Genomic DNA, 17830 nt, shown 5'->3' with positions numbered 1-17830 from the left:
ATCATTAGCACTCACAACTAACGAGTGCTAACCAGTAATACAAAAATACCAAACTGACCTGAGCATTGTCAAGTCAGTTCAGTATCTTAAGAACTGCGATTTCATCACATGCATGCTGCTTGCTGCAGTTCACGCAATCGGTCCATACTTTTTCCGGAAAAATCTCTTTATTCACAATGGAGAATCCATTCTTCACAAAAAAGGATACCTCATAGGTTAATGCCATTACCTTCGGAATTTGCTGTTCTCTTGCCTCTTCTACGAGCTTGTCCAGAAGTAGCGACCCGATCCCTTGCCCTTTATGGCCATCGGATATGCCTAGAGACCGGATCTCGACCAGATCCTTGCCCAGCATGCATAAAGAACCGCATCCCACTACATTTCCGTCAACTTCTGCGACGACGAAGAGATCAATCTGCCTATACAGTACGTCTCGTGAACGAGGGAGCATAATCCCTCTCTCTGCATAACCCTTGATCATCTCGTACAATGTCTCGACATCCTCATGAGATGCCTTTCTGCAAACCGCAGCCATGACCGCCTCTCCTCCTATTCACGCCCTGACAAAAAGTAACATGTGTATAAATATACATCAGAGCGCATAAAAGTTCAAGGGATTATTTGACGGTCAATACACCAATAAATTCAGCAAAAACTTCGTTCCCGTACAGGACTCCCTGACTGCTCAAACGGTATCCGTCACCTGTGGCATCAAGGAGACCTGCATGCACCATTTTATGCAGCGGTCCAGAGAATATGTCTTCGATTGTTTCACCGAACTGTGCTTCAAAGCGGCTGCTCGATACCCCATCAAGCATACGCAGACCCACCATCATAAAGTCTTCCATCGCTTCTTCTCTTGTAATTTGAGCGGTTTCGAGTCTAGGAAGACCTTGTTCCGCTTTTTCTATATAAGGGTTCACACCTTTGACATTCATGTGACGTTCACGACCCACATATCCATGTGCTCCGGCTCCGAGTCCGTAATAATCTTCATTTCTCCAATACGTCATGTTATGACGGCTCTGCATTCCAGGCTTCGCGAAATTGCTGATCTCATATTGAACATATCCGGCATCCTTCATTCTCTGCATCAAATGCTTATACATCTGGAGCTCATGATCTTCATCCGGGAGAGGCAGCTGATTCTTCTGAAAAAGCGTATGGAAGAGGGTATTCTCTTCTACTTTCAATCCATAAATGGAGTAGTGAGGCAGATCGAGCTCAAGGGCTCTTGTCACACTCTCCGAGAGCATATCGACCGTCTGATTCGGTAGGCCAAACATCAAATCAATAGATAGATTGGTAAGACCCGCCTTGCGTGCATTTTCCAGACTGCGGTACACATCATCCGTATTATGAATACGGCCAATGCCTGTCAGCAGCTCATTCTGAAAAGCCTGTACGCCGAAGCTGACCCGGTTGACGCCTCCCTCTTTCATGACGGACAGCTTCTCCAGATCTGTTGTTCCGGGATTGGCCTCCATGGAGAATTCGATATCGTCTGCCCAGTCCGGGAAATAAGTCCGAACCGATCTCAGAAAGTATTCCATCTCATCAGGCTTCAATACGGTTGGTGTTCCTCCACCAACAAAAATGGTCTTAATTTTACCTGGAGGTGTCTTCTTGACGGTGTACTCCATCTCCCGTTCCAGTGCTTCTAAATATTTCATTACCGGCTGATCCTTCAGCACATAGGAATTAAAATCGCAGTAGAAACATTTATTGGTACAAAAGGGAATATGAATATACACCGCTTCGGGTGCTTTGGTTATTAATTTCGGCATCTCTGCTGCCATGCGGGTATACCCCCTCTAATATAAGTTGTCTTGCAAAAAATATGCATGATCATTCATCGCTTACAAGAAGCCATTGTATCGTTAATGAAGAAAAAAGGAAAGCCGATACGGCTTCCCTTATTCTGTACATTAATTATCGTCAATCTTCAGTACCGCCATAAATGCTTCCTGCGGCACCTCTACATTACCTACCTGCTTCATCCGCTTCTTACCTTCTTTTTGCTTCTCTAGCAGCTTCCGCTTACGTGAGATGTCACCGCCGTAACATTTGGAGAGTACGTTCTTGCGCATCGCCTTAATCGTCTCGCGGGCAACAACCTTCGTACCGACAGAAGCCTGGATCGGCACCTCGAACATTTGTCTTGGAATAAGCTCGCGCAGCTTCTCACAAATAATCCGTCCGCGCTGATACGCACGCTCGCGGTGTACGATGAAGGAGAGTGCATCGACCTGCTCACCATTAAGCAGAATGTCCATCTTCACCAGATTTGACTGGCGATAGCCGGAAATCTCATAGTCGTAAGATGCATAGCCCTTGGTACTGGACTTGAGCTGATCAAAGAAGTCATATACGATCTCTGCAAGGGGGATATCATAGGTAATCGTTACCCGGTTGGAATCGATATATTCCATATTCAGATACTCTCCGCGCTTGCTCTGGCACAGCTCCATTACCGTTCCGACATAATCATTCGGGACGATAATGTCAGCTTTGACGTATGGCTCCTCTACGTTATCAATACGTCCAACCTCCGGATAGTTCGACGGGTTGTCAATTTCAATAACTTCTCCGTTCGTTAGGTTAACGCGGTAAATAACGCTTGGCGCTGTGGTGATCAGCGGAATATTAAATTCACGTTCAATCCGCTCCTGAATGACATCCATGTGCAAGAGACCAAGGAATCCGCAGCGGAAGCCAAAGCCAAGCGCACTTGACGTCTCCGGCTCAAAGCTGAGCGAAGCATCGTTCAGCTGCAGCTTCTCAAGCGCCTCACGCAAGTCATTGTAATCTGACGTATCAATCGGATAGAGTCCGCAATATACCATTGGGTTAATCTTACGGTAACCAGGGAGCGGTTCCAGCGTCGGATTCTTCGCATCAGTAATCGTATCCCCGACCCGGGTGTCGCCAACATGCTTGATCCCAGCAACCACGAAGCCTACATCGCCGACGTTCAGCTCGTCCACAATTGTCATCCGCGGCATGAACGCACCAACCTCGATGACTTCAAATAATTTGTTTGTCGCCATCATCTTGATCTTCGACCCGGCTTTGATCTTCCCGTCGATGACACGAATGTATACAATAACTCCCTTATAAGGGTCATAATGCGAGTCAAAAATAAGCGCCTTCAGCGGATTATTCGGATCGCCGGTAGGTGCAGGCACACCGGTTACAACCTGCTCCAATATTTCTTTAATTCCGATGCCTGCTTTGGCGGAAGCAAGTACAGCTTCACTGGCATCAAGACCGATAACATCCTCAATCTCCTGCTTCACACGTACAGGATCTGCGCTTGGAAGATCGATTTTGTTAATAACCGGTAGAATCTCAAGATCGTTATCGAGTGCAAGGTAGACGTTCGCAAGCGTCTGAGCTTCAATGCCCTGCGCAGCATCCACCACCAACAGCGCGCCTTCACAGGCCGCCAGACTACGGGATACCTCATACGTAAAATCGACGTGTCCCGGCGTATCGATCAGGTTCAGAATGTACTCTTCACCATTATCTGCCTTGTACGTCAAACGTACGGCCTGAAGCTTGATTGTAATCCCGCGCTCACGTTCCAGCTCCATTTGGTCGAGCACCTGCTCCTGCATCTCGCGTGATGTCAGCGCACCGGTATATTCCAGAATACGGTCTGCCAATGTAGACTTACCGTGGTCTATATGTGCAATGATACTGAAATTTCTAATTTTCTTTTGTCTTGCCTGAATGTCTGTCATGCCTTACCCCCACAAACAGCCTAATGTCAATCATCTCATTATAGCAGTTAGAGGTACAGCCTTCAATATTTGGATCAGCTATTCCGTTACACCGTTAAAAAGGGATACCACCCAGCGGATTCCGCTCTGCGATACCTGCTGGAGCAGACCTGCCGTTTTTTCGGCAAGGACATCGACGGCAGAAGCTTTAGCAGGCTCAGTGGCAAGTACATCCCGCGGGGTGATAATCTGAGGCTGTGCTTCAGGTAAGGAAGCAGATACAGTCTGCTCATAATCATTAGCCTCCACGGTCTGTTCCTGCCGCTGTCCCTGCTGTAATTGCTGCTGCACAGCCGCACCCTGACCTTGCTGCTGGCCCTCGAATGAGAATCCAGTTCCCGCGATTTGCATCCCCATCAGCATTCCCAGAATGAGCAGAATTGCAAATATAATCAGCCTTTTTCCAAATGCAGCCATTGTTATTCCCCCAAATATCGAATTTGCTCCTTTGAGAGCCTATTTGTCTACCCTTTATTTGCTGATGAGGAATCGTCGGTGCTTGCCTTCTCCACATTCTGATCTTCCATGTACACTTCAGCAATAATATCCGCCAGGGCTTCCGATGTGCGCTTTAGTTCCTCTTCCGTGTTATCAATTCCGCCGATTTCAACCAGGATGCTGTTATCTGACAACGACTGGTTATACTCGCCGTTATTTCCTCCTCCGCCGTCCTTACCCCATACGCCTCTCGATACTCCGGGATACTTCTTCTCCATTTTCTTATGCAGCTGTGCGGCGTAAGCCTCATTTTTTTCCCAGTTTGGATTGTCATGGCCTATAATGAAGTACACTTTGGCATAAGTTACTCCATCAATCGCAGCTGTCGTCTTGCTCTTACGCTGAGAGTCGCGATGAATATCGATCAGATACGTCAGCTCGTCATTTTCCGCCATCGCTGCCTTCACGGTCTCTCTTGAATATTTATAGGAATAATTCCAGTTATAATCGTCCTGTGTGGTTACATAGTCTTCCTGTGCGTGAACAGTGCCTACACCCTGCTTCTCAAGCTGCTTGCTGACAAAAGAACCCACCCTGAAAACATTGGCACTGGCTTTTCCGGACGAAGGATTCGTGCTGTCCGTGCCGAGCAGGGGATTATAGGCTTCATGTGGATGAGAATGATAGATGAGTACTGTTTTTTTAAGAGCTTCCTCCGGATCTGGCTCATCAACGACCTGGCCAGGCACCTCCGTAGGAGGATTTGCTTCTGCGGGTGGTTCCTCTTCCTTATTGTTCTCTGATGGATCAGAATCCGTCTCGTCATCCTTTCCTTGAACTGAAGAAGCGACAAAACCGGGGTCAGGCTGATAATCCTGTGGAGCTTCTGCCATCTCATTGCCTGAACCACTTCTCAATAGTACTGGCTTATTGCTTGCCATTCCGGGAACCTGACTTGCGATCAAACTCTTGGGATTCAGCGGATCTACACCTGTCAGCAGTTCAAACACAAATGATGTCACCTGTTCTGAAGTTAAAGTGGACTGCTGCTTGCCTTGGGCCAAATGTGGAATCTCCATACCAAGCACATCCATAAATATTCCGCTTGATATCGACCCGGCAAAGCCCTGCATGGAGGAGACCGGTGAAGTATTCAGCTTTCTCTCCGCCATCCCTGATAGACCAAGCAAAACAAAAAACAATGCAGACACCAGTATAAGCAGCAATAGTGCACGCCCTGTCGCCAAAATACGAAGAACACGTGCTCTCATTCTTGAAGCATTCCAGGTTTGGATCTTATTCATAATGTGTCTATTCCACCTCCGCGAGAGAATCAGCTTGATTCTTGTAATCTCTCATAATTCAAAACTATGAACTCTCACGAAGAAGTAGAACCATGAAAATAGCAGAAAAAAGAAGACCGATAGATTCGGCCTTCTTATGTGAGGTGGAAGTTTTGCTGGTATATCACTGTATAGCTGTGTTCAGCGCTGTTTAATGCGTATAGGACGCTACATTTTCCAGCTTCACGGCATCATGCAATGCTGCATTCAGGCCGCTTGCGATAATATTTGCGATATCTTCGATAAATTCGTCAATTTCCTTTGGCGTCACAATCAAATCATGTCCAAGCGGATCAAGCACTTCTTTTACCAGACCCAGTCTTTCCTGCTCGCTGATCTCATTCAACACCCCGAGAATCTGGCTGCCTGCCTCCGTTTGCTTGTTAAAGTGAGCCTGCATCAGTTCAAAAGTTGTGTTGACAATGGTTGAAGCGTAGCAGACGGTCGGTACACCGATGGCAATACAAGGCACGCCCATAATTTCCTTCGTAATCCCTTTGCGCTTATTCCCGATGCCAGAGCCTGGATGGATGCCAATATCGGCAACCTGTATTGTCGTGTTTACTCTTTCAAGCGATCGGGATGCCAGCGAATCTATGGCAATGATCAGGTCCGGCTTGGTAAGCTCCACAATTCCCTGGATCGTCTCACTGGATTCAATACCGGTAATGCCCAGAACACCCGGAGCTATGGCACTGACCTCGCGGTATCCAGGCGATACCTGATCTGGCATCAGCTCGAAGTATTGCCGTGTTACGAGCGTATTTTCTACAACAAGAGGTCCCAAGGAATCGGGTGTCACATTCCAGTTTCCTAATCCAACGATAAACACCTTCGATTGTTTGTTAATGCCAATCTTGGCGATGAAATCTTCCATCTCTTTGGTAAATACAGCAGTAACCTGCTCTTGAAGAGTCGTGTCGCCATTCCGAAGCTTGGGTACTTCAAGGGTCACATAATGTCCCATAATCCGTCCCAAGCGCTGCGCTCCTTGTTCATTCAATACATCAAGCCTAGTCACTTTTACGTCACCTAACTGCTCCACGTCCTCCTGAATGCCGGACATCTCTTGTACCCCGGCAAGCTCGCGGGCTTCGATGGCAAGATCGGTGCGTACGGCATACTTTTGCAGATCTAGTGTCATGCTGTGTAGTTCCTCCCTCAGTAAGTAACAAGTTTATCGTAGTGTGCGCCGAACAAGACCTTTTTTATGCAAAACTGCCAGCCGATCCTCTATTTTCACAAGAACATCACATATGTTATTGTTGCTTTTTGAGGGTGCTCATGCTAGAATATTTTAAGTTGTGAAACGTTTTGTATTTCATAAGTATTGCCTTAACAGGAGGTGAATGTAATGCCAAACATCAAATCCGCTGTGAAACGCGTTAAAACTAACGATAAACGTCGTGCGCTGAACGCTTCCCAGAAGTCCGCACTGCGTACAGTTGTTAAAGCTGCTGACCAAGCGCTGACTACGAACGAAGTTGAAACAGCTAAAGCTGCGATTCAAGCTGCTTCCAAAAAATTGGACAAAGCTGCATCCAAAGGTCTTGTTCATAAAAATGCTGCAGCCCGTAAAAAATCCCGCTTGGCTAAAAAATTGAACGCTCTTACTGCTAACGCATAAGATTGCGTTTCTTATAATGACTAAGCAAAAATCCTGACCAGCCCAGCTGATCAGGATTTTTTAGTTCCATTTTTTATTTCAGGTTATTATTTAAACCGCAAGGTTGCACTATTCTCCCCAGTTAGAAACCAGGCTTCAAGCTTCGCCGCTGAGCTGCCATGTAATTCCGTACTTGTCACGAACCATGCCGTACAGGGGACTGAAGAAGGTGGACTGCAGTTCCATCAGCACTTTCCCTCCGTCAGCCAGTCCTTCGTAGATCCCCTTCAGCCGATCGAGCTCCGAAGTTGTAATGGCAATGGTGACCTGATCACCTAAGGTAAAAGGCTGTCCATACATTGAATCAGAGAACAAGATTTTGTTGCCGTCCATCTCCAGCGCTCCATGCAATACCCGATTCTTCAAATGCTCCGGCATGGGCTCAGGTGAATCAGGAAGCTCACCATACGTCTGTATACCCAAATTCTTCGCCTGCAGTACCTTCTCATAAAAAGGAATTGCTTCAGCACACTGTCCATCCAAATAAATATACGGTGATATAGCCATTGACATTGTTCAGCCTCATTCCGTAACAAGAGTATAGGCAAAATACATATGCACCTATCGACCCAATTATATCCAAATTATGGAGTGGAATCTACCAGATTAGGCACCTAACTTCAGCAGGAACAATTCGAGGCCAAGCACCTTATCAATGGCTCCCGTTTTCATTTGGTAATCAAGCTCTGCCAGATGCTTCAGAATGACGCGCAGCCGATCCGCCTGAAATTTCTTCGACTGCTCCCCGGCAATCTTGACCGCATAGGGATGAAGGCCCAGCTGACTGGCAATTAGCTGCTGGGAATAGCTCTGGGAAGCCAGCTCTTTCACCTGCAGTATAATGCGGAACTGCCTGGCGATCAGCGCCATAATCTTGATTGGTTCTTCCTTCTGCTTCAATAATTCGTAGAAGATTTCAAGTGCATTGCTCAGCCTTAAGCGAGCGATTTCCTCAATCATGGCAAATATATTCTGTTCGGTGTTTCTTGCTACCATTGCCTCAACGTCAGAGACCGTTACCGTTCCATCCGAACCTGCATAGAGACACAGCTTATCTACTTCAGCAGATAAGGTCTGCAGGCTTGTCCCTGCTCTCGATACAAGCGCATCTGCTGCAGGCTTCTCGAGCACTACTTTCTGAGATTCGGCCTTTTTCACAATCCAGCTGATCAATTCATCTCCTTGCAGTGCTCCAAAGGACAATACCGTCGCTTGGCTTTTCATCGTTTTTACGATCTTCTTGCGTTCATCCAGCTTCTCGCCCTGGACCATAAATATAAGTACACTGTATTCAGCTGGATTGTCCAGATAGGACGTCAGCGACTCCATTCGATGCTCAATCTTAGAATTATCTTTGCCTGCTGTAAACAGCTGATGATCCCGAATAAAGATTAGCTTCCGAGGCACCAAAAAAGGAACCGTCTCCGCTTCCTCGATCACTTGTTCAATAGGCGTATCGGCTGTATCATATGTTGCTATCGCAAAGTCACGATGAGCTTCTTCAATCAGCTGCTCCTTCATTAAATCTGCAAACTGCTTCATCTGGTATTTCTCTGTTCCATACAGCAGATAGACACTAGCCGGACTACCCCCACGAATTGCTTTTACTGCTGCCTTTACATCACTCACGAACACACCTCCATCCCTACTATCCTAACAGAAAAAAAGAAAGACAACAAAGGGACCTTTCCGTCTGTCCTAACAGGCGGCAGGTCCCTATTGTTCAAGCATCTATATAAACACCGGAGATCCGAAGACTGGCTCTAGAAACCATTCGGCCGGCGGTCATACGACGCCTTCCATAACTTAATCGACTCATCATAAACGATGAATCATCATATACTTATTCAGATGCTGCTCAAATGGTGTGGGCCAAGTCTTATTTATTCGATTCAGCATTCTCTGTATTTTTGCTAGAGCTTGGTGTGCTGCTATTTTGTGTTGATGTCGGAGCTGTGGTGCTGCCGTCCGACTTCACAGGTACAGCATAGCTATGCTGCGTCGTTTTCCCTTCATTCTCTAGTTCATAGCTATACTTCAAACTATCCTCAGACCAGTTTCCTTTAATCCAAGTTCCCTTTAACTCAATGGCTTGTAATAGCTTTTTCTCTTCCTTATTTGCTCCATCCAGCTGATATACGTTAAGCTTCGCATCCTTAACTTCGACCAGGTACTTACCGTCAGGCGAGAGCCAATTCGGAGAAATCGTCATGACCATCCCTGGAAGGTCCATGCTTCTGAAGCCCTGGCTCTGAATCTGTGATTCATCTCCTGTACCTGGAAGCTCGCTTGCTCCTGGTGCACTGCTCGTTTCTGAAGGAGAATTCGACTGAATACTGAACGTTCCAGTGTCCGTTGAGCCCTGCTCACCAGCAGAGTTCTGCCCACTGGTATCGTTTTGCCCTTCAGCATTATTCTCTGCACCCTGCACATTCCCCGTTTGGTTGCCTGTGTTAGGCTGTGAAGATGATGAGCTGCTTGAGCTCGGGGCCGGTGTTTGATCCGTAGAAGACTTCGACGGTGATTCCGATTTATCTTCTCCATTACCATTCCGAGTGCCCTTACCAGAGTCAGCGGCAGAAGAAGACGGCTTCTCCGGATTATTCTGAGCAGATGCGTTGGGTTCAGCACGGTTGGTATAAGAAACAGGGGGGTCCGTGACCTGAGCGTTGTCGTTCCCTGAATTCGATTGTGACGGCACTTCTTCCGTTGGAGCTGTATCCGCCTTATTAGATCCAGTCTCGCCCGTGTCAGTGCCTGCTGCCTCAGTCTCCTCAGCGGCGGCTTCCTTCGGCTTCTCACTTGCATCCGCTTCTTCCGATTGAGAAGCGTGGCCCCCACTGCCGCTTGCAGGATCTGATTCCTGCTCCGTTTCACGCATCAGATGCGAGTCCACTTCGGCTTGATCCAATTGCTGTGGTTCATAATTATATACGGCAACACCGAGAATAACCGCTGCTGCTGCAGTACCCATGATCATACGGCCAACACGGGATTTCATCCATCCCTTAGAAGCTTTGGTCGAAGGACGACCAGGTAATACAGTGAGTTCAGGCTCCTTCTTCATCTCTTGAAGAGTACTTCCCTGTTCTTTTTTAGCACGATCTAACGCATCCAGCTGCGGCATAATTCGATCTACCAAGCTGAATGGCGGGGCTACGTCAGGTAATGCTTCTAAATCCCGCGACAATGCTTTTAATATTTGAAATTTCTCGGAACAGCTTGGACAAGTCTTCATATGCACAAAAAGCTGCTCTTTTTCCTTATCGTTCAGATCATTATCGATATATCGGTGCATGCTTTCCACCACCTCTTGGCATTTCATCTACGTTACACCACCTTTCTGATACTCCTGTAATAGATTCTGCAATTGCTGCCTGGCTCTAAACAAATAGGATTTCACCGTGTTTAACGGCAAGTCGAGACAATCGGCAATCTCATTATAAGAGAGATCCTGCAAATATCTTAATACGATCACGGCCCTGTGATGCTCAGATAACTGATTAATTGCGGACTGGACATCCTTCGTTACATAAGTCAGCATGACTTCATGCTCGACATCCTGCCGATCTTCAAATATCATTTCATGCTCATCAATAGAAACGGTCGGTTTGGTTCTTCTAAATTTATCTATACAAATATTGGTAACTATACGCTGAACCCAGGTTTTGAACTGTGCTTTTTCTTCATACGAATCGATCTTGGTGTAAATGCGAATGAGCGCTTCTTGGGCAGCGTCTAGTGCATCCTGCTCATTATTTAAAATGTAGTATGCCGTTTTGTAGACGTGCTGTTCGATTTGTTGCAATAGGGTAATTAAAGCGTCGCGATCGCCTGATTGAGCGGCTCTGATGAGTTCCTGCTCTACCACAAAGGATCCCCCTCTCCTTGTATCTTTACAGACGCAAGTTATGCTCCATTTGTTGCATACATGCGTGATTAATACTCATCTAATTGTTAATACAGAATTTATGTTGGACCGAGTTATGCAAATCCTTATATAGAAAATATAGGTTTTTAAAATAAAAGCTTCCTCTACAATATCAAAATTCTGGAACATCGTCATCCAAATTTACCTAGTTCATTCATTTATATTGTTTGCAGAAGTCATTAGTTCCAAGGTTTGGGATGATAATGGGTATATTTACACTTCACGAAGGAAAACAGGAACCTTTATTCCCTCGCGTCTAAGTTCACACTACTCATTCGGAAGCATTAAAGACATGGAAGAAGTGCTCCCTCCTTAGTGCTTCCTTCGTGTCTCTATCCTTCAGGAAAAATATGTTTATGCATGTCAGAAAGGGATAAATATAATATATCTATCGTTTGAATCAAAGCTTTTTGATTAGTGACAAAATTGATTAATTGAAAGAAGCATATATAAGATAATCGCGTCTAACCTAGAGGTACAAAACGGAAGCTTGGAGGATATTTAGCATGAAGATCATTTACTCATTACTTGGAAGTATAGTTACTGCTCTAGCACTCTATTTATGTGTATATCAATTGATGGACGTATTCTACTATAACTCGCAGCCTGATGCAGGTCCCGGCAGCTTCCCGGGTCTATCGGCAACACTTGCCGGTATTTACTTATTCCCGGCAGTTACTCTTGTTATCTTTATTTTGTTTCTGTTCGTGTATAACAAGATGAATGTAAGAGGGATCGTATTTGGAGGTATAGCAGGTTTATGGCTTTACTCTCTGCTGATGACACTTGCTCCATCGCAAGTAATTAAGTACCTGCCTATTATTGCGATCATAGCGGGGTTCATTCTTATCAAACCTAGGATGTCCGATCGTGTTCTAAACTGGACACTACTGGGAGCCGCTTGCGGCTGGCTTGTGACTTATCTGATCATTATTGGAGGACGTGCATTTCAAAATACACTCACCTCGTATTTTAACTTCAGTCCATCACAGCAAATTGTCGTGCTGGCTGGTATTTTAGTGCTTGGTATTGTCGGATGGCTGATCGGGATGAAAAAAAGCAGAGTTCAAACTAGATACTAATTCAAAGGCTGGTCTCACTAGAGACCGGCTTTATCCGGCTTATAAAGCCAAATTCTACTCGTGTTCCTGCTTCTGTACAGTCTTTGATTTCTGCGATACGAAACTCTCCTTTTTCAGCCTTTTAGACAACTCGTTTTCCCCACAAAAAAACGAACAGAAAACTAATGCGTTGTCTATTCGTCGTTAACATTGAACTATTCAATTATACCAAAGTCTAAAGTACACATAAGACTAAATTGAAAGTCCGGCAACCTGTCTCTCCTATCAGCCTTCACTGATTGTAATTCCAGCAAGCAGTTCGTCCCAGGTCGTCTGGTCATTCATGTCGGGAGGAACATTCAGGGAACAGACCCGATCCAAATTCCATCCGGCATTAGTAATGCCATATTGACCCTCTTCCGGATTCAATACCAATATGTGAAAATCACCCGGAGTCATCTGGGACAAAATGGCGCGTAATTGATAAGTCTCCTTATAGCTCGCGGACCATAGGATAAATAAGGTAAAAGAGCTGCGGTATAGCTTGTCATAGAAACGCTGAATTCGCCTTTGCAGCTTCTCTTTATATTCCGGATAGACCACTGACCAATGCTGACCGGGAACAAGGGGAAAGTCATGTACGGAAATGATGTTATACAATGTATCCTTGATCATATAGGACTCCACAAGTCCTCCACGATCATGGAACACTGGACTTCCGTCATCCAGCATAATATGGGTATCTTCCAAGACTTGCAGATGGTTCAGCTCCATGAAGCCTTGAAATCGGTACTGCAGCAGTCTGTTCACATCGGATAGCTTCGTGGATATCATCCAGTCGAGCGGCAAGGATATTCTCCTCAGGTTATGCGTTGCTCTTATAATATGGAAGAGAGGGAGTGACTTTTTCAAGAAAAAGGGTGGAGGAACTTGAGCGTACAGGAACTGAAAAAGAATTATGATCTCATCGTAAGTTTAGGTATTTCCTGTGCGCCTGCAATTCAGTTGAGAAGCCGGCTCATACTCAGCTGCTCAGCAAGGTCGTTCTCGGAGAGCAGGGTTCCTGGCAGATACTCTGCAAATATGATTCGACGGCGCAATTCCTGATATGCTCTTGATTCTAGTGTAGGGGAAGACATTTCCTCACAGTTCCTTTGCTTTTTTTATTTTATGTTAGCAAATAGACCATTTTTGAAAAGAGCAGACGGTTTGGCTAATATTACATTACAGCTTTCTGTTTATGCTTCAATCTAATCATTTAGACGATGGATTGTTCTTAAGTTCAAATTCCCCCAGCTTACTCCGTATATCCATCACTCCGTCTCTCACCCGGAACTGAACCTCGCCCATTGTATCTGTGCGGTAAATTTGCGAGCCGTATTGATCCAGTCTGTCCGTCACCGTAGGGTGTGGATGCCCATACGTATTGTTCACTCCTGCAGAGATGATGGATAGCTGAGGCTGCCAATAAGCAAGCCATTCCTCTGTAGTGGAGGTCTTGCTTCCGTGATGTGCGACTTTCAGGACGTCCACCGGACCCACACTACTACTCTTGCTCGTTAGATCCTTAGCCTCCTCATCTCCTCGTGATGAAGCCGCAGAAAGTTCCTTAGCATTCCCATTTAGAGCATTGTCCTCATGACTAACAGATTCACTCTGATTTCGCAGCCGATCCAAAATGTCCAGCTCAGCAGCCGCATCAATATCTCCTGTAAATAGGAAGGAACGCCCCTCCATATCCAGCTTGAATACAACCGAATCATGATTCTGCTCCTCCGATACCGGCAGAGGCGTCTTGTGATCTATACCAGACAGCATCTCTTCAGGAGGAGCCGCCGGAGCCATAAAGGTAAGCCTCGTATCCTTGTCAGGCTCGTAAACCATACCATCATATGCTTCATATAACCGTATCCCCTTATCAAGTGCTGTCTGCAGCAGCTCATGGAAGGCGTCTTTGTCAGTCATCCGTCCATTAAACATAAATGTCGAAACCGGAATATCCTCTAGCACGGCCTGCAATCCCCCAGCATGATCATGATCACCATGGCTTAAGATGACTGCATCGAGCTGCTGAATCCCTCTTTTCTTCAGCAGCGGCACAAGCAGCGACTCCCCCACCTCATAAGGATCCCTGCGCTGCTTCCAGCTCTCTTGCTCTCCAAACTGAATCGTGCCCCCGCCATCCACCAATATATGCAAGCCCGCCGGCGTTGAGATAAGAATACTGTCCCCCTGCCCAACGTCCAGAACAGCTACAATCCCTTCGGAGGCCCGGTATGGACCTTGGTAAGATACGAACAATCCTGCAGGCAATATTACACACAAAGCTGCTAACAACACCTTATGAAAAAAATGAAAAGGTGCACGTGCATAATATCCCGCCCCTTGAGGTCCGAACACACTCTCCAGCTCTGGCCAGGCAGATGAAATTTGCAGCGCATCAATCGCGCCTTGGAGACGGGTTTCCCCGCGAAGGAAAAATGTTCCTTGTTTTCGTGGCATGAAGCCGACAGCATGCTGTCCCTTAGAATGAATGACGTGATCTACCGTTAGTGGAATGGTATCATCATCACGCGGCGTTAACGGCTGTCTGCTGGCTCTCCATTCTTTTAGTAACAAGCAAATAAAATACAGAGCTAAGTAATAGGCAGCTACCGCCATATAATGAGGGGTTGACCAGATAAGAACAAACGACTCAAAGGTATTCAGCCAGGCTACAAAGTCAAAGGTCAGACTATTCAGCCACTCCGTAATCCATACAATAGGCTTCGTCGCAGGCTCCCACAAGTAGACGAGAGCCAAAGCAAGGGTGCCTAACGGCAGCACAAGGAAGCTGATAAAGCCTACGAGCAGAAAATTAGCTCCAAATGATAATAATGAGAATTGGTTAAAATAATAGACTGTCATCGGGAATGACAGCAGCTGTGCAGCGATGGTTACAACCGCAGTGCCGGACAAGATCTTTGGCCATTTGGCAAAATGGGGTGTAAGCAGCGGTACGAAGATCATCAGACCTGCTGTAACCAGAAACGACAGCTGAAAGCTCACATTGACCAGCATGTAAGGCTCCACCAGCAGCATAATAAGAGCGGCCAGACAAAGAATGTTCAGTCCATCCTTCATAAGGCCTTTTCTTGCCATATACAATCCCAGCATTGACATGATCCCAGCCCGAACGACAGAAGGTGAAGAACCGGATATAAGCACGTAGACAGGCACTAAAAATAACGTCATCGTCAGTGCTGTCTCCTTACTGAGCCTGCATTTGGTCAACACAAATAGGAGAGCAGATACATAAATAGCGACATGCATGCCAGAGATTGCAAGAATATGCGTAAGTCCGAGCTGCGAGAACTCACCGTAGGTATCCGGGTCGATTTCGTCCCCGATTCCGATGACAAGCCCTTTCATATAGCCGGCATTCGGCTCCTTGAACATCGCCTCCATCTTGCCTCCGAGTTCTTCCCGTGCTGCATCGCTCCATCGTAATATGACATTTTTATCATAAATGCTATCCAGCACAGTATGCTCTATGCCGTCTATCCCTTTGGCTTTCAAGAGCCAGTGAATTTGGTGTGTATGTAGATACTTTCTATAGTCAAAGCTGCCAAAATTGCGAGCCTCCCCGGGAGCCTCCAGCGTCCCGATTATAGAGAGCGTATCTCCTCGCTGCCACGAGTCTGCAATGTGTTGCTCCGATTCCTCAAGCAGTCTGATCTGGACCTGAATTTTCTCATTGAGCAAAGAGTCCGTTTGAGCTGCTATTTCATTTGCTTCTTCACTTGTTGCTCTGTCTGTACCTTCATTCGTATTTCCATTCGTACCTTCGGGGACTGGAGCTCCAATCTCTCTTGCATCATGTGCATGCAGTACAAACTGTACTCTGTCACCATCCACCTCTACCTTGGACGCGATCGTTCCATGAAGCTCCACCGTCAGCCCGGTGATTTCGCCCTGTGGTTTTTCTAAATAGGCGGGAAGCTCTGTTATGTTCTTCAGATCGTTCCATTCATAATAGGTACAGGACAGAACGATACTCGTCATTAGTACTGCAAGCAGGACTCCTCTAATCTGCAATAAGTAAAATAAAATACTGAGCAGCATCATGACACCAAGCACAATGGCATAAAGTCTTAGCCCATCGTACAGATAAGCCGCAGCACTTCCAACAATCCAGCAGGCACAAAATAAGGCAAGCGGTCTTCCTTTCAATGGCTCCTCCCTCCTAAGCACAAAAAAAGAACCTCCAAAGTACAAGCCATTTTCCCATGGCTGCCTTCGAGGTTCTTCCTCTTGTTATTTGTTATTCGTTATTCGTTCTTATTCCGACACGGTCATCAATGTTTCTCTTGGCGGTTCATACCCGCTGAGCGATCGGAACGTAATCCCTTTATGCTCCATCATCTGGCGGACCTTGGTCGTATCCTTCGGATAGGGTCTATGGAATACAATTTCCGTAATCCCACTGTTGGCCAGCATGTTGGCGCAAGTCCAGCAGGGCTCATCGGTTACATAAACAGAGGAGCCCTCCCGATCGGCCCGGTCTGTGAAGAGAAGTAGATTCTGCTCGGCATGAATGGTGCGAACACAACGCTGCTTCTTCACCATGACCTCCTTGCCATCCTCGATCGTAAGCTCATAGGCCTCGGAGATCATACATCCCGCCTCTGAACAATCCGGTACACCCATCGGTGCTCCATTGTAAGCTGTACCTAGCAGCTTCTTCCCCTGTACGAGTACGGCTCCTACATGTCTGCGGGGGCATCTTGAACGAGTAGATACCATATAAGCGATATCCATGAAGTAAGTATCCCAGTCTTTTCTTATGTCTGCACTCATCGTTCCTCACTACTCCTTAGACATTGATTACGCTTTATATTAATTTATATATAGATAGGGAGACATTTTCTCCAGCATCTTCATACCAATCCCTTTAACATTCGTCAAATCGCTTGGTTTCTGAAAAGGTCCATGCTCAGCGCGATAGTCCATGATGGCCTGTGCTTTTGTCTCACCTATACCAGGAAGCTCCATCAGCTCTGCCAGCGTAGCCGTATTAACGGCTACCTTGCCTTCAGCAGCAGAACTCGCCTCTCCTGACACTACAGCGTCAGCGGCCGGCTCTGTATCCTGAACTGCTTGGATAACAGCTGGTTCTCCCTGAACATTTCCGCCACTGTTTCCCTCAATCTTTGTTGGTAATGATGAAGTCATGTTCTCTTCAATCGTTCCCTCAGGAGCAGTCTTTGAAGAATCTTCTGAAGTTACATGAGTATTGGCAGAAGAAGTATTCTGGCTTATAGCCTGCTCTTCTGCAGTCTCCTTCTCCTTGCTCTCAACAGCTTCTGTCTCCTTACTCTCATTAGCTTCCTTCTCCTTGCCCTCAGCTGATCCAGCTCCAGCTCCAGCATCTGCATTCCCTTCATTTACTGATAGAGCAACTCTGTCACTGATTTCGGTCCATTCTTCTGTACCTGAATCGCCAGATCCTCCAAACAATATGAGCGCGCTTGCAGACAGTGCTGTCAAGGCTATGACAATCGTTCCTCGCTTCACCTCATAAACCTCCTAAACTATTGTGACATTGATGTAAAATTTGTCGTCAT

Annotated in this window: 17 protein-coding genes; 2 read left to right on the top strand and 15 right to left on the bottom strand. The window is 46.3% G+C overall.

Going from position 1 to position 17830, the window contains the following annotated elements; genetic code table 11:
* Positions 1-73: 73 nt before the first annotated feature.
* The 6 genes from ACFQ3J_RS00720 to gpr all read right to left on the bottom strand — a co-directional run bounded on the left by ACFQ3J_RS00720 (position 74) and on the right by gpr (position 6710).
* Positions 74-535 carry an N-acetyltransferase gene (locus ACFQ3J_RS00720; RefSeq protein ID WP_091158653.1) on the bottom strand — a complete coding sequence of 154 codons (462 nt, stop codon included), beginning with the start codon at positions 533-535 and terminating at the stop codon, positions 74-76.
* A gap of 82 nt (positions 536-617) precedes the next feature.
* A complete protein-coding gene (hemW, locus tag ACFQ3J_RS00715; RefSeq protein WP_251580802.1) occupies positions 618-1799 on the bottom strand; it encodes a radical SAM family heme chaperone HemW in 1182 nt (393 codons plus the stop codon).
* Between the two features lie 129 nt (positions 1800-1928).
* A complete protein-coding gene (gene lepA / locus ACFQ3J_RS00710; RefSeq protein WP_251580800.1) occupies positions 1929-3746 on the bottom strand; it encodes a translation elongation factor 4 in 1818 nt (605 codons plus the stop codon).
* 78 nt (positions 3747-3824) lie between these two features.
* On the bottom strand, positions 3825-4202 hold the full coding sequence (locus ACFQ3J_RS00705; RefSeq protein ID WP_251580798.1) for a hypothetical protein: 378 nt from the start codon (positions 4200-4202) through the stop codon (positions 3825-3827).
* A gap of 47 nt (positions 4203-4249) precedes the next feature.
* Positions 4250-5527 carry a stage II sporulation protein P gene (locus ACFQ3J_RS00700; protein ID WP_251580796.1) on the bottom strand — a complete coding sequence of 426 codons (1278 nt, stop codon included), beginning with the start codon at positions 5525-5527 and terminating at the stop codon, positions 4250-4252.
* Positions 5528-5717: 190 nt separating this feature from the next.
* Entirely contained in the window at positions 5718-6710 is a 993-nt protein-coding gene (gene gpr, locus ACFQ3J_RS00695) for a GPR endopeptidase (protein ID WP_251580794.1), read from the bottom strand.
* A 210-nt stretch (positions 6711-6920) separates the two neighbouring features.
* On the opposite strand from gpr, the gene rpsT reads away from it, so the two are divergent.
* Entirely contained in the window at positions 6921-7193 is a 273-nt protein-coding gene (gene rpsT, locus ACFQ3J_RS00690) for a 30S ribosomal protein S20 (RefSeq protein WP_091158664.1), read from the top strand.
* A gap of 135 nt (positions 7194-7328) precedes the next feature.
* On the opposite strand, the gene ACFQ3J_RS00685 is transcribed toward rpsT, so the two are convergent.
* The 4 genes from ACFQ3J_RS00685 to ACFQ3J_RS00670 all read right to left on the bottom strand — a co-directional run bounded on the left by ACFQ3J_RS00685 (position 7329) and on the right by ACFQ3J_RS00670 (position 11103).
* Positions 7329-7745 (bottom strand): VOC family protein, encoded by a 417-nt coding sequence (locus ACFQ3J_RS00685; protein ID WP_251580792.1) that lies wholly within the window; start codon positions 7743-7745, stop codon positions 7329-7331.
* A 93-nt stretch (positions 7746-7838) separates the two neighbouring features.
* Positions 7839-8861, bottom strand: a complete 1023-nt coding sequence (gene holA, locus ACFQ3J_RS00680) for a DNA polymerase III subunit delta (RefSeq protein ID WP_251580790.1) — start codon at positions 8859-8861, stop codon at positions 7839-7841.
* Between the two features lie 250 nt (positions 8862-9111).
* On the bottom strand, positions 9112-10557 hold the full coding sequence (locus tag ACFQ3J_RS00675; protein ID WP_251580788.1) for a zf-HC2 domain-containing protein: 1446 nt from the start codon (positions 10555-10557) through the stop codon (positions 9112-9114).
* Complete coding sequence (locus ACFQ3J_RS00670) at positions 10558-11103, bottom strand: RNA polymerase sigma factor (protein ID WP_091158668.1); 546 nt, start codon at positions 11101-11103, stop codon at positions 10558-10560.
* Positions 11104-11669: 566 nt separating this feature from the next.
* On the opposite strand from ACFQ3J_RS00670, the gene ACFQ3J_RS00665 reads away from it, so the two are divergent.
* Entirely contained in the window at positions 11670-12245 is a 576-nt protein-coding gene (locus ACFQ3J_RS00665) for a hypothetical protein (RefSeq protein WP_251580786.1), read from the top strand.
* Positions 12246-12509: 264 nt separating this feature from the next.
* Here the strand turns inward: ACFQ3J_RS00665 and ACFQ3J_RS00660 are convergent, their stop codons facing one another.
* The 5 genes from ACFQ3J_RS00660 to ACFQ3J_RS00640 form a co-directional block, all read right to left on the bottom strand.
* Positions 12510-13136, bottom strand: a complete 627-nt coding sequence (locus ACFQ3J_RS00660) for a DUF1796 family putative cysteine peptidase (protein ID WP_285849922.1) — start codon at positions 13134-13136, stop codon at positions 12510-12512.
* Positions 13137-13225: 89 nt separating this feature from the next.
* Entirely contained in the window at positions 13226-13363 is a 138-nt protein-coding gene (locus ACFQ3J_RS00655) for a GntR family transcriptional regulator (RefSeq protein ID WP_251580782.1), read from the bottom strand.
* Positions 13364-13478: 115 nt separating this feature from the next.
* Positions 13479-16436, bottom strand: a complete 2958-nt coding sequence (locus tag ACFQ3J_RS00650) for a ComEC/Rec2 family competence protein (RefSeq protein WP_251580780.1) — start codon at positions 16434-16436, stop codon at positions 13479-13481.
* Positions 16437-16544: 108 nt separating this feature from the next.
* Positions 16545-17063, bottom strand: coding sequence for a deoxycytidylate deaminase (locus ACFQ3J_RS00645; RefSeq protein ID WP_091158673.1), 519 nt, complete (start codon positions 17061-17063; stop codon positions 16545-16547).
* A gap of 39 nt (positions 17064-17102) precedes the next feature.
* Positions 17103-17780 carry a ComEA family DNA-binding protein gene (locus ACFQ3J_RS00640; protein WP_251580777.1) on the bottom strand — a complete coding sequence of 226 codons (678 nt, stop codon included), beginning with the start codon at positions 17778-17780 and terminating at the stop codon, positions 17103-17105.
* Between the last annotated feature and the right edge of the window lie 50 nt (positions 17781-17830).

Origin of the sequence: Paenibacillus provencensis (assembly GCF_042678545.1) — a bacterium.
GTDB lineage: Bacteria > Bacillota > Bacilli > Paenibacillales > Paenibacillaceae > Paenibacillus > Paenibacillus provencensis.
Note: the sequence above shows the minus strand (reverse complement) of the source record. Positions and strands in the feature narration are given on the sequence as shown.

Bases quoted from the DNA above. Each gene is read 5' to 3' on its own strand.
- ACFQ3J_RS00720 (WP_091158653.1), bottom strand. From the start codon at position 535: ATGGCTGCGGTTTGCAGAAAGGCATCTCATGAGGATGTCGAGACATTG.
- hemW (WP_251580802.1), bottom strand. From the start codon at position 1,799: ATGGCAGCAGAGATGCCGAAATTAATAACCAAAGCACCCGAAGCGGTG.
- lepA (WP_251580800.1), bottom strand. From the start codon at position 3,746: ATGACAGACATTCAGGCAAGACAAAAGAAAATTAGAAATTTCAGTATC.
- ACFQ3J_RS00705 (WP_251580798.1), bottom strand. From the start codon at position 4,202: ATGGCTGCATTTGGAAAAAGGCTGATTATATTTGCAATTCTGCTCATT.
- ACFQ3J_RS00700 (WP_251580796.1), bottom strand. From the start codon at position 5,527: ATGAATAAGATCCAAACCTGGAATGCTTCAAGAATGAGAGCACGTGTT.
- gpr (WP_251580794.1), bottom strand. From the start codon at position 6,710: ATGACACTAGATCTGCAAAAGTATGCCGTACGCACCGATCTTGCCATC.
- rpsT (WP_091158664.1), top strand. From the start codon at position 6,921: ATGCCAAACATCAAATCCGCTGTGAAACGCGTTAAAACTAACGATAAA.
- ACFQ3J_RS00685 (WP_251580792.1), bottom strand. From the start codon at position 7,745: ATGTCAATGGCTATATCACCGTATATTTATTTGGATGGACAGTGTGCT.
- ACFQ3J_RS00675 (WP_251580788.1), bottom strand. From the start codon at position 10,557: ATGAAATGCCAAGAGGTGGTGGAAAGCATGCACCGATATATCGATAAT.
- ACFQ3J_RS00665 (WP_251580786.1), top strand. From the start codon at position 11,670: ATGAAGATCATTTACTCATTACTTGGAAGTATAGTTACTGCTCTAGCA.
- ACFQ3J_RS00655 (WP_251580782.1), bottom strand. From the start codon at position 13,363: ATGTCTTCCCCTACACTAGAATCAAGAGCATATCAGGAATTGCGCCGT.
- ACFQ3J_RS00645 (WP_091158673.1), bottom strand. From the start codon at position 17,063: ATGAGTGCAGACATAAGAAAAGACTGGGATACTTACTTCATGGATATC.